Raw genomic sequence first — 13,291 nt, 5'->3', positions numbered from 1 at the left:
GGCCACCGTTCGATCTCCGGATACACCTTGCCTGATCGAACAGCCGGACGCACATGTACGCGACGTCCGGCGGCGGCACCCCCGGACGCCTACCCGGCGCGGCGGCCCGCGGTGTCGCGCGCTCCGGAACGGCGGGCCCGGAGCAGTTCGACCGCCACCGGGACCACGGAGACCAGCACGATGCCGACCAGGATGGCCTCGATGTTGTCCCGGACGAAGGGGATCTGGCCCAGGAAGTAGCCGAGCACGGTGACCCCGGCGCCCCACAGCACCCCGCCGACCACGTTGAACAGCACGAAGCTGCGGTAGTTCATCCTGCTCACCCCGGCGACGATCGGGGTGAAGGTGCGCACGATCGGCACGAAGCGGGCCAGCACGATCGCCTTGGGGCCGTGCCGCTCGAAGAAGGCGGCGGCCTTCTCGACGTTCTCCTGCTTGAAGACCCTGGAGTCGGGGCGGCGGAACAGGCCCGGCCCGACCTTCCGGCCGAACAGGTAGCCGACCTGGTCCCCGGCGATCGCGGCCAGCACGATCAGCGTGCAGACCAGCCAGAGCGGCTGGTGCAGGTAGGTGCCGCCGGCCACCAGCAGGCCGGTGGTGAACAGCAGCGAGTCGCCCGGGAGGAAGAAGCCGATCAGCAGGCCGGACTCGGCGAAGACGATGGCCAGGATGCCGACCAGGCCGAAGGTGGAGATCAGGGTGGTCGGATCGAGCCAGGACGGGCCGAGGGCGATGCTGGTCACGGTGCTGGCTCTCCTGGAGGTCGAGTCTTGGCAATGTCATGGTAAAGCAATGACAAAGACTCGCCGGGGACGGTGATGGTTCCCCGGCCGGCCCGGAGGTGCGGACCGGCCGGGGCACGAGCCGGGGAACGGGCCGGGGAACCGACCAGGGGCGGGGCCTGGGGGCGGGCCGGCTCAGAGGTCGTAGCGCTCGACGATCCCGGCGTGCCGGCCGAGGTCCGCCCCGGCCGCGTCGGCCAGGTCGAGCCAGGCCAGCGGGTGGGCCCAGCCGGCGGTGAGCTCGTGCAGCAGCGCGTCGGCCGCCTGCGCCGAGGCGGTCGGCGGGACGCCGAGCGCGGCGTACACGCCGGGCAGCGAGCCGTCGTCCTCCGTCGGGTCGGTGATCCGGTACTGCTCCCCGCTGTACGCCCAGACCGCGTAGCCGGCCGCCCGCAGGTCGTCCCGGAAGCCGGACCAGGCCTCGTCGCCGGGCCAGGCGCCGTCGATCCAGTACGTGGTGAAGCCCGCCGGGTCGAGCAGGGTCAGCAGGGCGAAGACCGGGCGCCAGTTCGCCCGCTCCGGTTCCGGGGCGTCCTCGGCCGGCGGGGCCTCCAGCAGGGCCGGGGCGAAGACCACCACGTCGCCGTGGTTGAGGGTGAGGTCGTCGCCGAGCACCGGCAGGATCCGGGCGGTCGCCGGGCCGGTGCGGACGGCGGGCAGGTCGGCCGTCGAACCGTTGGTGCGGGTGGCGCGGACGGTGACCAGCTGCCACTCCTCGTCCACCGGGCCCTCGGGCTCGTCGAACTCGATGCCGATCCGGGCACCGGTGGAGCGGACCACGGCCCAGTCCCGGTTGGCGGTGGCGGCGGTGACCAGGTGCCAGAGGTCGGGCTCCTGGACCGTCCGGTGGAGCTGCTCCTCCCCCGCCTCCTCGGCGGACAGGGCGTGCTCCAGCAGCTCCTGGTAGAGGCGCTGGGCGGTGGCGTGGTCGCCCAGTTCGGTGGCGGCGGCCGCGGCCAGCCGGCGGGTGTTGATCCGGTTCGCCTCCAGCGCCAGGATCGCCCCGCACTGCTCCAGCACCTCGGCCCAGCGGCCCTCGGCGGCGGCCCAGCGGGCGCGGATCCAGTGCGCGTCGGCCGGGGCGGTCGCGGCCAGCCGGTCGGCGAGCCGGCGGATCCCCTCGGCGTCCCCGGCCTCGATCAGCAGCTGGCCGAGCGTGCCGACCAGGTGCTCACTACCCGGGTCGACGTCCAGCCGCTGCCACAGCAGGTCGGCGGCGGCCCGGGCGTGGCCCAGCCCGCCGAGCACGGTGGCCAGCGGCACGGCCAGCCCGGTGGCGCCGGCGGGCTCGCCCCGGTACCGCTCCAGGGCGACGGCGAGCAGGTCGGCACCGGGTTCGACCGGCACCTCGGCCTCGGCCAGGTACGCCGCCAGCTCGCCGGGCGGGACGGGCAGCTCGGGCACCGGCAGCGCCTCGGCGGCCGCGCGCAGGGCCGCCACCTCCCCGGCCACGCCCTCGGTGCGGCGCAGCCGGGCCAGCTTGCGCTCCCCGGTGGCCGCGAGCGTCAGCGCCACCGTGCGGGCGCCGCGGGCGAGGGCCAGCCGGCCCGCCGCCAGCAGCAGGTCCACGCAGGGGCGGTGCGAGCCGGTGGCGTCCAGGTAGCCGACCCAGCCGGCCAGCACGGCGCCCAGCTCGGCGTCGTTCTCCCAGGCCCCGGCCGCGACCAGCAGCTCGACCGTCCGGGTCCAGGTCTCGCGCAGGTCGGCGTGCCGCTCGGCCTCGGCCCGGGCGGGCAGCAGGGCGAGCGCCTCCGGTGTGCGCCCGAGCGAGGCGAGCGCGCGGGCCCGCAGCAGGTCGCCCCAGCGCCGGTCGCTCTCGTCGAGCTCCTCGCCCCTGGCCCTGGCGGTCCGGTCGGTGGTGTCCAGCAGGGTGAGCACCTCCTCGTGCCGGCCCAGCAGGTGCAGGGTGCCGGCCCGGGCTCGGTGGAAGCGCAGCGAGACCTGCTGGCCGGCCGCCTGCATCCGGGCGGAGGCGGTGTCCAGGTGGGCGAGCGCGTCGGCGGCCCGGCCGTCGTCCTCCAGGGCGTCGGAGTACTCGCGGGAGAGGCAGTCGAAGCAGGCCCGGCCGGGCTCGATCCGCTCCAGTGTCTCGCCGACCACCTCCAGGCGCTCGGCCACGTACCCGGGGCCGTCGACCCGGGCGTGGCAGATCGCGAAGTCCTGCACCACGCAGACGGACTGCGGGCAGCCGACCGTCTCCTCCCGGTGGGCGAACTCCAGCAGGTCGACCGCCTCGGGCATCACCGACTCGCCCTGCTGGCGCTTGTTCAGCAGGTTCTGCATCCGCCAGTGCCGCAGGTAGACCTCGACCCAGGGCAGGCCGAGGGCCCGGGCGGAGGCGACCGCCTCCGGGAAGACCGCGTCGAGCTGCTCGTTGCGGCCCTCGGTGGCGTGTTCGGGCAGCTCGTACATGGCGTCGGCGAGCCGTGCGTGGCCGGCCTCGCGCAGCTGCTGGTGGGTGTCGCGCACCCAGGCCCAGATGTCGGTGGTCATGGCTGTTCCCCCTGCGTGGTGCTGGTGTGTGGTCTGGCGTGGGCCGCTGTCGGGGCGCCCGGCGGGGCGGCGGCCGGTCTGCCCGCGGGTCTGCCAGTCGGGGCGTCCGGCTGGGCGTCGGCCGGGGAGTCGGCCGTCACGCCTCGCCCCGGAGCGCGCCGGGGCTGTCCGGGACGTCCGGCAGGCCGGGCGGGACGGCGGCGGTGAGGGCGGAGACGGCGGTGCCGATGCCGGCCAGCGCGGCGCCGAGGTCCCCCTCGGCGGGGCCGGTGGAGGCCGCCGCCATGATCACCTTGAGCGAGCGGAGCAGCCCGGCCGCGGTGGCGCTGCCGGTGTGGCCGGTGCGGTAGGCGGCGAGCAGGTCCCGCACGGCCGGGCAGTCCAGGTTGAGGTAGAGCCGGGCCTTGACCGCGCCGTCGGTGCGGGCGGTGAACGCCCGGGCCAGCCGCAGCGCGGCGGACGGGATCCGGGCGTCGGCCTGGTCGTCCTCGATCCGGGCCTTCAACTCGGCCTCCCGGTCGGGCACCAGGACCAGCGGCAGGCCGGGCGGGTCGAAGCGGGCCGGGACGAGCTGCTCCCCCTGGTCGGCGAGGGCGCCGGCGAGCCAGGCCGCCTCCTCGGGCGGCAGCGGCCGCTCCGGGTCGCGGAACAGTTCCCGGTTGCCCTGTTCGCTGCCCAGCTCGACCAGCCGGCAGCCGCGCAACTGGGCGTAGCGGCGCAGGAACGGCAGTACGGCGTAGCGGTCGCCGCGGGCGATCGGGACGCGCATCGCCCGGTACAGCATCTCCTCGAAGCCGCCGCCGCTGCCGAGCGCGACGTGCACCGCGCCCCCGCCGGCCGCCCGCAGGCCGCCCGCGGTGAGGTCGCCCTGCGAGGTGGGCACCGGGACGTCGTCGGCGAGCAGGGTGAACAGCCGGTCGTCGCAGAGCGCGGCGCCGAGCAGCTCCTGGCCGTGCCGGGTGAGGATCCGGCGCCAGACGGCGGGCCGCAGCCGGGCCGTCTCGTACAGGCCGTCCACGACGGCGTCGGCGAGGGCCCGTTGCAGCGCGCGGTAGTGCTCGTCGCGCTGGAGGTCCTCGCGGCTGGCGGTGGGGGTGAGCCGGCTGGACTCGATCACGCCGCCGATGAAACCGGCCCAGCCGGGCAGCAGGTCGCGGGCGTCCTCGGCGAGCAGCATGCCGCGCAGGTAGACGGCGAGGTCGCGGTTGTCGCTGCTGCCGTAGGAACCGCCGTCCTGGACCCAGAGCAGGCCGACCGCGTCGGTGGCGCCGCCTGACGGGCCGTCGGTGGCGCTGCCGGCCGGGCCGTCGGTGGCGCCGTCCGACGGGCCGTCGCCGGGGCCGTCGCCCTGGACGGGCAGCACGGGGAAGGCGGTGAGCGGCTCGAAGCGGCGGCCGAAGGCGGTGGCGAAGCGCATCCGGGCGGCGTGCTGGTCGCCGTCGACCCGCTGGCGCCAGGGCACCTGGACGGCGTTGACGGGCCGTTCGTCGTCGCCGACGTAGACCGGTACGGGCAGCAGGACGCAGTAGCGGCCGAGGACTTCGCGCAGGGCGTGCTCGTCGGCGAGGTGGGCGTGCTCGGCCTTGAGCGCCAGTTCGACGACGGTGCCGGGCTCCGGGCGGGCGGGGGCCGGGTCGACCTGGTACTGCTCGCCGCCGCGGCTGCGGTAGCGGTGGCCGAGCCGCGGTTCGCGGTGCGAGGTGGTGGTGACGGTCACCTCGTCGGCGACCGAGAAGGCGGAGAGGAAGCCCAGGCCGAAGGCGCCGATCAGCTCCTGGTTCCCGGTCAGTTCGCGCAGCATCCGGGTGTAGCCGGTGCCGACGGTGGCGAGGTAGGCGTGGATCTCCGGTTCGGTGAGGCCGGCCCCGGTGTCCTCGATGGCGACGGTCCGCCGCGCGGCGTCGGCGCGTACCCGGATCCGCGGCCGGTGCTCGCCGTCCGGGTCCTCCAGGAGCCGGCGGGTGTGCGAGTCGTGGGCGTTCTGGACCAGTTCGCGCAGGGCGACCAGGGGCGTGGAGTAGAGGTGGGTGGCGAGGACGTTCACCAGGCCACCGAGGTCGACCTCGGTGGTACGCACGCCGTCGGCCGGAGTGGGCTCGGCGGGGGTGGGCTCGGTCGGGGTGGGCTCGGTCGGGGCACCTTCAGACATGGGTCCTCAGTGTGCCAGTGCGACAATCCGTCGACCATTTCTTTCTATACATCAGGCGGAATGACGGATTCTGGTCAACTCGGAATTGACCGCTCCCCCACCATCGAGGGAAATGCCACCCGTTTGGTGGAGTTCGTCCACGTCACTGGTGAATGCTGAACGTGCGACGTCAGGCAACGGCGCTACGGAGCGGCCACTCCGGATCGCGCCACATTCGCACTTCCAGCTCAGGGAGACCAGCGTGTCCCGTATTCGCGCAGCCGCCGCCGTCACCGCCCTCGGGGCCTTCCTCCTCGTCGGCGTCGGGGCCGCCACCGCCCACGCCGACAACGGCGCCGGCGCGATCGACCACTCCAACAGCAGCGTCGTGAGCAACGTCGGCTCCGGCAACGTCATCGGCACCGTGAACGGCAACGTGGTCAACACCCAGCAGACCGCCACCGGCTCGGGGGCGAGCAACCAGAACAACGGCCTCGCCGTGGCGGGCAACAGCGGGAACGTCGGAGCCCTCCAGGGCAACGGCAACTTCGACGCCCGGGTCTACTACCCGCACGTCCTCTACTAGCCGGGCCCGACCGGGTCCGCGTCCGGTCGCACCGCACGGGGCCGGGTGCCCGCCGCCGTTCCGACGGTGGCGGGCACCCGGCCCGCTCCGTCTCAGGTGCTCCCGGGTGCTCCTGGGTGCGCCTGGGTGCTCCTACGAAGTCTCGACTCCGAGCACCGCCCGGCCGATCCGCCGCAGGCAGTCGCCGAGGTCGGGCCGGGCACTGTACGGGCGGTTCCGCACCCCGTCGTTGACCAGCGAGAACAGCGCGTGCACCCGGATCCGGGCGGTCACCGCGTCGTACTCCGGGCGCACCTGCCGGAGCAGCCCCACCCAGGTGCGCAGGAAGTCCCGCCGGAAGTCCACCGCGGCCCGGCGGTCCGGCGGGGCCAGCCGCTCGGTCTCGCTCAACATCGCCCCCAGGTAGTCGCCGTTGCGCAGCGCGAAGTCGACGTACGCGCCCAGCCCGGCCGCCAGCGCCTCCGCCGGCCCGGCGGCCGTCGAGATCGCGCCGTCCACCTCGTGCCAGAGCCGCTCCCGGCTGCGCACCAGGGAGGCGGCGAGCAGCTGGGCCTTGCTGTCGAAGTGCCGGTACACGCTCGGGCCGGAGATGCCGACGGCGGCGCCGAGTTGATCGGTGCTGACGTTGTCGAAGCCGCGCTGGTGGAACAGCCGGACGGCGGCGGCGAGCAGTTCCTCGCGGCGGGCCTGCGGCCTCGGCTGCTCCGGTGGCTGCGCCTGGGTCCGCTCCTGTGCACGCTCCTGGGTCCGCCCCTGGGTCCGCTGCGACGCGGGGGCGGTGTCGTCGGCGCTCTCGGCGGTGCCGTCCAGGGGGACCGCGAGGACGGCCGCGACCAGTTCGCGCAGCAGCGCCTCGGCCCGGCGGGGCTGCGGGGCGGCCGACTGGTAGGACAGCCCGGCGCAGCCGGAGAGCGCCGACCAGCAGAGCAACTCGGCATCCGGGGCGGAGAGTTCCGGCCGCTCGGCGCGCAGTACGGCGGCCATCAGGGCGACGTCCGCGCGGAGTTCGCGGCGCAGTCCGGCCCGGCGGGCCGGCGGCAGCAGTCGGGCGTCGCGCTGCACCAGGGTGCCGAGCGGGCGGTGGCCGACCGCCACCGCGGCCAGCGCGGCGCCGAGTTCGGTGGTGCTGCCGGCCGCGCGCAGGCCGTCGGCGAGCGCGTCCAGGCCCAACCGGACGGCGCGGTCCAGCAGTTCGGGCTTGCCGCGGAAGTGCCGGTAGAGGGCGGGCGCGGTGATGCCCACCCCGGCCGCGACCTCGGACATCGAGACCTGGTGGTAGCCGCTGCGGTGGAAGCGGTCGGCGGCCACGGCGAGGATCTGGGCGCGTCGGCCGGGCGGCCTCCGGACCACCATCGCGCACCTCCCCGCATCCGTCCCGAGCTCCGCCCGAAGGCTAGCAAGGATTCACTTGGCAGCCGCGTCGACCAGCGTTCCCGGGCCCGCCCCGGGCCCGCCGACGCTGGACAGTCGAGGCTACCCGGGATTAACTTGTCGGGCCACCACCTGGTACGTTCCGCCTCCGCCGGCCCTCCGGCCGGCACCGTCGAAGGGAGCGCCGCCGTGCGCCGCACCGTGTTCAACGAGGACCACGAGGCCTTCCGGGAGACCATCCGGGACTTCATCGCCAACGAGGTCGTCCCGGTCTACGAGAGCTGGGAGGCCGACGGCCACCCGCCCCGCGACTTCTACCGCCAGCTCGGCGAACTCGGCGTCTACGGCATCGAGGTGCCGGAGGAGTACGGCGGCGCGGGCGAGAGCGGCTTCAAGTACCAGGCGGTGATCGCCGAGGAGACCGCCCGCGCGGGGGTGAGCTTCGGCTCCTCCGGCGTGCACACCGGACTGGTGCTGCCGTACCTGCTGGAGTACGCGAACGAGGAGCAGAAGCGGCGCTGGCTGCCCGGCTTCGTCTCCGGCGACATCATGACCGCGATCGCGATGACCGAACCGGGCGCCGGCTCCGACCTCGCGGGCATCACCACCACCGCCCGGCTCTCCGAGGACGGCACCCACTACGTCCTGAACGGCGCCAAGACCTTCATCACCGGCGGCGTGCTGGCCGACCTGGTCCTGGTGGTCGCCCGCACCGCCGCGTACGACCCGGAGGACCGCCGGGCGGGGCTCTCCATCCTGTGCGTGGACACCACCTCGCCGGGCTACTCGGTCGGGCGCAAGCTGCAGAAGATCGGCCTGCGCACCTCGGACACCGCCGAGTTGGCGTTCGTCGACGTCAAGGTGCCGGTGGAGGACCTGCTCGGCGAGGAGGGCAGGGCCTTCTCGTACCTGACCCACAACCTGGTGCAGGAGCGGCTGGCGATCGCGGTCGGCGCGTACGCGGCGGCCGCGGCGGCGGTGCGGTTCGCGGTGCAGTACGTCAAGGACCGCAAGGTGTTCGGCAAGGCGGTGGCCGAGTTCCAGAACACCAAGTTCACCCTGGCCGACTGCCAGGCCCAGGTGCTGGCGCAGCAGTCGATGGTGGACCAGGCCCTGGAGCTCTACCAGAACGGCGAGTTGAGCGTCGCGGACGCGGCCGCCGTGAAGCTTTTCTGCACCGAGTCGGCCTCCACCGTGATCGACAAGTGCCTCCAGCTGCACGGCGGTTACGGCTACATCCTGGAGTACCCGATCGCCCGGCTCTACACCGACAACCGGGTCTTCCGGATCTACGGCGGCACCAGCGAGGTCATGCGCAGCATCATCGCCAAGTCGCTGGGGCTGTAGCGGCGCCCCAGCCCCCGGAACCGCGGCGGGCCGCACCCCCATGGCGGCCCGCCGTGCCGTACGTTCGCCCGTCCGTGCTCAGTTGGGCGAGCCGTGCTCCGCGCGCCAGGCCTCCCAGCCGGCCGAGGAAGCCACCTTCGCCTCGTGCAGGGCCCGTTGGGCGAGCGTGCCCGGCGGCGTCTCCATGCTGCGCACCCAGTCGCGGCCCGCGGTGAACAGCGCCGCGCACACCAGTGCCGCCCCGGCCGCGCCGAGCACCGAGCCGATGCCGGTCAGCACCACGCCACCGGCCAGCAGCGAGCGGTTGACCTGGAGTCCGTTCAAGATCCTCTGGTTGGTCGCCATGCCTCCACGATGCGGGCAGTCGGCGGGGCCTGCACCTCGGGCGGCCCGCTCCGGACCCCTCCCGGGTGCGCCCCGGCGGTGCGTCCGCCAGCCTGGGCACACGGCCTGGGCACCCGGCAGAGGAGGAGGCGGCGCGATGCCCGATCTCGAACGGCTCGCCGTGGAGCACGCCGCCCGGGCGGCCGAGGGTCCGCACGGGCGCAGCGCCCATCTGGTGCTGCACGACGGGGTGCTGCGGCAGACCGTGATCGCCCTGACCGCGGGCACCTCGCTGGACGAGCACACCCCGCCCACCGCGGGGAGCGTCCAGGTGCTGCGCGGCCGGGTCTCGTTGACCATCGCCGGGCGGCGGGTGGAGCTGGCCGCGGGCGAGTTGGAGCCCGTGCCGCAGGAGCGGCACGGGCTGGTGGCCCACGTCGACTCGGTGGTGCTGCTGACCGCCGTCACCGCGTAGCGGGTGTCGGGGGGTAGCGGGTGTCGGGGCCTGGCGGGTGCCAGGGCCTGGCGGGTGCCAGGGCCTGGCGAGCGTCAGGGCGTAACGCGCGTCAGGGCGTGGCGCCCGCCCCCAGCACGGTGCCGCTGACCAGCCGGAGCCCGCGCAGGAACTCCTGGCCGGTCGGCGCCAGGTCGGGCGCGGCGAGCCACTGGGCGACGTAGCCGGCCAGCAGGATCTGGTAGAAGGTGCCGCGGGCGAGCTCCTCCTCGTTGTCCGGCACCTCGGGCAGCCCCTGGAACACCGCGGCGAGCCCGAGCCGCCCGTCCTTCTGCGCGTCCTCGAAGGCCTTCGCCAGCTCCGGGTTGTGCCCGGCCTGGGCGAGCGCCTCGAACTGCGCGGCCCAGAGCCCCCGGTGCTCGGCGAAGACGTCCCGCAGGCCGTTCCAGGCGGCGGCGAAGCGCGTCTCCGGGTCGTCGGACACCTGGTTGGCGCCGTACACCACCACCCCCAGGGCCTCACCCATCTCGCCGATCGCCTCGATCATCGCGGCGTTGAGCAGCGCGTCCTTCGAGCCGAAGTGGTAGCCGATCGCGGCCAGGCTGACGCCCGAGGCGCTCGCGATGTCGCGGGCCGTGGTGCGTCCGTAGCCCTTCTCGTACAGGCAGTGCTTGGCGCCGGCCATCAGGTCTTCGCGGTTTCCCATGCCCCGATCCTACGGAACATCTGCACGGATGTCTTGCACGAACGTCTTGGACGTTCGAGTTACACATCTGTACTAGACAAGCGTCTGAAACGTCCGTACCGTCTTCCCCATGACCGCAACCACCGGCCGCGCAGGCCGTCGCGAATGGACCGGCCTGGCCGTCCTCCTGCTCCCGACCCTGGTCCTCTCCATGGACATGGGCGTGCTGTTCTTCGCCGTCCCGTACATCTCCACCGAGCTGGCCCCCAGCGGCACCCAGCAGCTGTGGATCATGGACATGTACTCGTTCCTGCTGGCCGGACTGCTCATCACGATGGGCGCGCTGGGCGACCGGATCGGCCGCCGCCGACTGCTGATGATCGGTGCTGCGGGCTTCACCGTCGCCTCGCTGCTGGCCGCCCGGTCCGGCAGCGCCGAACAGCTGATCGCCGCCCGCGCCCTGCTCGGCGTCGCCGGGGCCACCGTGATGCCCTCGACCCTGGCGCTGATCCGCAACATGTTCCACGACCCCAAGCAGCGGCAGGTCGCCCTCGGCGCCTGGGGCGGCGCCCTCACCGCCGGGGCCACCCTCGGCCCGGTCGCCGGCGGGCTGCTGCTCGACCACTACTGGTGGGGCTCGGCCTTCCTGGTCGCCGTCCCGGTGATGGTCCTGGTGCTGCTGACCGCGCCCGTCCTGCTGCCCGAGTACCGCACCACCGCCCGCACCGGCCGCTTCGACGTGGCCGGCGCCGTGCTCTCGCTCGCCGCGATCCTGCCCCTGGTCTACGGCGTCAAGACCCTCGCCGTGGACGGCTGGAGCCCGCTCCCCGCCCTCGCCGCCGCGGCCGGGCTGCTGATCGCCGTCGCCTTCGTGCAGCGCCAGCGCACCGCCGCGAACCCGCTGATCGACCTGAGCCTGTTCCGGATCCGCACGTTCAGCGGCGCCATCAGCGTCAACACCCTGGCCATGTTCGCGATGATGGGCTTCGCCCTCTTCACCTCCCAGTACCTCCAGCTGGTCAAGGGCATGAGCCCGTTCACCGCCTCGCTCTGGTCGCTGGTGCCGAGCGTCGGCGTCGGCGCGGCGATCGGGATCGGCTCGGCCCTGGCCGGCAAGGTCCGCCCGGCGGCCCTGATGGGCGGCGGCTTCGTGGTCGGCGCCGGCGGCTTCGCGACGATGACCCAGGTCGGCCCGCACTCCCCGCTGGCACTCATCCTCACCGCGGCGGGCGTGCTGGCCGCGGGCACCGTCGGCACCATGACGATGACCGCCGAGATGGTCGTCTCCGCCGCCCCGGTCGAGCAGGCCGGAGCCGCCTCCGCCACCTCCGAGACCGCCGTCGAACTCGGCAGCTCGCTCGGTATCGCCCTGCTGGGCGCGGCGGGCGCCGCGATCTACCGCCACCAGCTGGACGGCGCCCTCCCGGCGGGCGTCGACGGCACCGCCGCCGCCACCGCGCAGGACACCCTCGGCGGCGCGGTCTCCGTCGCGGCCCACCTGCCCGGCCGGCTCGGCCCGGACCTGCTGGAGACCGCCCGCGGCGCCTTCACGGACGGCCTGCACGTCGCCGCCGTCGTCGGCCTGGTCTTCGCCCTCGGCGCCGCCGTCCTGGCCCACCGCCTCCTGCGCCACCTGCCCGCCGCCACCCCCGCCCCGGCCCCGGCCCCGGAGCAGCCCGTCGCCGCCTGACCCACCGCACGGCCACCGTCCACGCGAGTCATCGAGAGCCCCCGCCCACCCGGACGGGGGCTCTCCGCCGTCCTCCCCCGAGCCCCAGCACGCGCACGAGAAGTCGGCCCGGCCGACTTCCTGCGCACCGCCCGGCGCCGGGATTCCCCCCGACCCAGCCGACTCGCCACACAACCAACGAGCACTGCCGCACCCCCCGGCGGCCGTCTGCGCTGACACAAGAAGTCGACCCCGTCGACCTCCCGTGCACCACCTGCCTCCAGGAATCCCCCGGGACGAGCCGAACCCCGACCCCGCTGATTCATCGCACAGCCAACGAGCACTGCCGCACCCCCGGCGACCCCGTCGGCGCCGACACAAGAAGTCGGCCCCACCGACTTCCCGTGCAGGGAGAACCGGCAAGGGCAGAGGTGCAGCAAGGAGTCGGAGCACGGCGGTCGGAAGCGCGCACGAGAAGTCGAACCGGCCGACTTCCGGCGCAGGGAGGACTGGCGAGGGCGGTGCTGCGGGGGCTTGGCGACTGGGCACGCGCGAAAAGTCGGCCCTGCCGACTTCCCGTGCGTCGCCTGCGGTGGGGAGGGGTTGGCGGGTTCGCGGGGGTGGGGCGGAGGGTGTGGGTGGTCCGGTTTCTCGTGCTGGGGGGTGAGAAGGGGCAGGGCCGTGTCAGGGTGAGGGGCATGGGGACTGGACACGGGCGGGTGCGCGGGAGTTACGACGTGGTGGCGGAGGAGTACCTGGGGCGGATCGGGGGCGAGTTGGCGCACAAGGTGGTGGACCGGGCGCTGCTGGGGGCCGTCCTGGAGGAGGCGGCCGGTGGGGTGGTGGCGGACCTGGGGTGCGGGCCTGGGCACGTGGCGGGGTGGCTGACCGGGCAGGGCGCGCGGGTGGTCGGGATCGACCTGTCGCCGCGGATGGTCGAGCTGGCCGCGCGCGAGCACCCGCGGGCCGAGTTCCGCACCGGGGACCTGCTGGCGCTGCCCGCCGCCGACGGCGAGTTCGCGGCGGCCGTGGCCCTGTACTCGGTGATCCACCTGGAGCCGGACGAGCTGCTGCCCGCCTTCGCCGAGATGCTGCGGGTGCTGCGGCCCGGCGGGCTGCTGCTGGTCTCCTTCCACCTGGGCGAGGAGGTGCGGCACCTGGCGGAGTGGTGGGGCCACGACGTCGACGTGGACTTCCACTTCCTGCGGACCGACACCGTCGCCGCCCGCCTCGCCGAGGCCGGGTTCGGCGTCGAGGCCCGGCTGGAGCGGGACGGCCTGCCCGAGGAGGCCGACACCCGGCGCGGCTACCTCCTGGCGCGGCGGCCCCGGTGACCGCGGTGACCGCGGTGACCGCGGTGACCGCAGCGATCGCGGAGACCGTCCACCCCGGGGTGGACCCGGCGGCATCCACCCCCGGGTGCGTGTCCCGGCGGCGCGGCCGGGGGACCGT

11 protein-coding genes are annotated in these 13,291 nt (G+C 74.4%); 5 read left to right on the top strand and 6 right to left on the bottom strand.

All coding sequences use genetic code 11. From position 1 onward, the window contains the following. Positions 1–89: 89 nt before the first annotated feature. From ACFY2K_RS00430 to ACFY2K_RS00420, 3 genes are all read right to left on the bottom strand, one after another. Positions 90–743, bottom strand: coding sequence for a DedA family protein (locus ACFY2K_RS00430; RefSeq protein WP_380407277.1), 654 nt, complete (start codon positions 741–743; stop codon positions 90–92). 174 nt (positions 744–917) lie between these two features. Continuing rightward, the gene (locus ACFY2K_RS00425) at positions 918–3,275 is read right to left on the bottom strand and encodes a hypothetical protein (protein ID WP_387708980.1); all 2,358 of its coding nucleotides are present in this window, start codon (positions 3,273–3,275) and stop codon (positions 918–920) included. A gap of 136 nt (positions 3,276–3,411) precedes the next feature. Next, positions 3,412–5,424 carry an ATP-binding protein gene (locus ACFY2K_RS00420; protein ID WP_375887401.1) on the bottom strand — a complete coding sequence of 671 codons (2,013 nt, stop codon included), beginning with the start codon at positions 5,422–5,424 and terminating at the stop codon, positions 3,412–3,414. Positions 5,425–5,665: 241 nt separating this feature from the next. On the opposite strand from ACFY2K_RS00420, the gene ACFY2K_RS00415 reads away from it, so the two are divergent. Further along, on the top strand, positions 5,666–5,989 hold the full coding sequence (locus ACFY2K_RS00415) for a hypothetical protein (RefSeq protein WP_375887404.1): 324 nt from the start codon (positions 5,666–5,668) through the stop codon (positions 5,987–5,989). Between the two features lie 132 nt (positions 5,990–6,121). Here ACFY2K_RS00415 and ACFY2K_RS00410 read toward each other — a convergent pair whose 3' ends face one another. Next, complete coding sequence (locus ACFY2K_RS00410) at positions 6,122–7,342, bottom strand: TetR/AcrR family transcriptional regulator (RefSeq protein WP_380644115.1); 1,221 nt, start codon at positions 7,340–7,342, stop codon at positions 6,122–6,124. A gap of 207 nt (positions 7,343–7,549) precedes the next feature. On the opposite strand from ACFY2K_RS00410, the gene ACFY2K_RS00405 reads away from it, so the two are divergent. Beyond that, positions 7,550–8,707 (top strand): acyl-CoA dehydrogenase family protein, encoded by a 1,158-nt coding sequence (locus ACFY2K_RS00405; protein WP_380527320.1) that lies wholly within the window; start codon positions 7,550–7,552, stop codon positions 8,705–8,707. 78 nt (positions 8,708–8,785) lie between these two features. On the opposite strand, the gene ACFY2K_RS00400 is transcribed toward ACFY2K_RS00405, so the two are convergent. Beyond that, positions 8,786–9,052: a hypothetical protein gene (locus tag ACFY2K_RS00400; protein ID WP_375887413.1), complete on the bottom strand. Its 267-nt coding sequence runs from the start codon at positions 9,050–9,052 to the stop codon at positions 8,786–8,788. 136 nt (positions 9,053–9,188) lie between these two features. On the opposite strand from ACFY2K_RS00400, the gene ACFY2K_RS00395 reads away from it, so the two are divergent. After that, on the top strand, positions 9,189–9,506 hold the full coding sequence (locus tag ACFY2K_RS00395; RefSeq protein ID WP_375887415.1) for a cupin: 318 nt from the start codon (positions 9,189–9,191) through the stop codon (positions 9,504–9,506). 91 nt (positions 9,507–9,597) lie between these two features. Here ACFY2K_RS00395 and ACFY2K_RS00390 read toward each other — a convergent pair whose 3' ends face one another. After that, positions 9,598–10,191, bottom strand: a complete 594-nt coding sequence (locus ACFY2K_RS00390; RefSeq protein ID WP_375887418.1) for a TetR/AcrR family transcriptional regulator — start codon at positions 10,189–10,191, stop codon at positions 9,598–9,600. 109 nt (positions 10,192–10,300) lie between these two features. Between ACFY2K_RS00390 and ACFY2K_RS00385 the strand changes: the two genes are divergently transcribed. Together ACFY2K_RS00385 and ACFY2K_RS00380 are read left to right on the top strand one after the other, a co-directional pair. Beyond that, entirely contained in the window at positions 10,301–11,860 is a 1,560-nt protein-coding gene (locus ACFY2K_RS00385; protein ID WP_380593524.1) for an MFS transporter, read from the top strand. A gap of 677 nt (positions 11,861–12,537) precedes the next feature. Beyond that, positions 12,538–13,173: a class I SAM-dependent methyltransferase gene (locus ACFY2K_RS00380; protein ID WP_387708976.1), complete on the top strand. Its 636-nt coding sequence runs from the start codon at positions 12,538–12,540 to the stop codon at positions 13,171–13,173. Positions 13,174–13,291 lie beyond the last annotated feature (118 nt).

Source organism: Kitasatospora sp. NPDC001309, assembly GCF_042896295.1.
Lineage (GTDB): Bacteria > Actinomycetota > Actinomycetes > Streptomycetales > Streptomycetaceae > Kitasatospora.
The sequence above is the reverse complement of the archived record's forward strand: the minus strand, read 5'-3'. Positions and strand labels throughout refer to the sequence as shown.

Bases quoted from the DNA above. Each gene is read 5' to 3' on its own strand.
- ACFY2K_RS00400 (WP_375887413.1), bottom strand. From the start codon at position 9,052: ATGGCGACCAACCAGAGGATCTTGAACGGACTCCAGGTCAACCGCTCG.
- ACFY2K_RS00390 (WP_375887418.1), bottom strand. From the start codon at position 10,191: ATGGGAAACCGCGAAGACCTGATGGCCGGCGCCAAGCACTGCCTGTAC.
- ACFY2K_RS00425 (WP_387708980.1), bottom strand. From the start codon at position 3,275: ATGACCACCGACATCTGGGCCTGGGTGCGCGACACCCACCAGCAGCTG.
- ACFY2K_RS00410 (WP_380644115.1), bottom strand. From the start codon at position 7,342: ATGGTGGTCCGGAGGCCGCCCGGCCGACGCGCCCAGATCCTCGCCGTG.
- ACFY2K_RS00395 (WP_375887415.1), top strand. From the start codon at position 9,189: ATGCCCGATCTCGAACGGCTCGCCGTGGAGCACGCCGCCCGGGCGGCC.
- ACFY2K_RS00385 (WP_380593524.1), top strand. From the start codon at position 10,301: ATGACCGCAACCACCGGCCGCGCAGGCCGTCGCGAATGGACCGGCCTG.
- ACFY2K_RS00380 (WP_387708976.1), top strand. From the start codon at position 12,538: ATGGGGACTGGACACGGGCGGGTGCGCGGGAGTTACGACGTGGTGGCG.
- ACFY2K_RS00420 (WP_375887401.1), bottom strand. From the start codon at position 5,424: ATGTCTGAAGGTGCCCCGACCGAGCCCACCCCGACCGAGCCCACCCCC.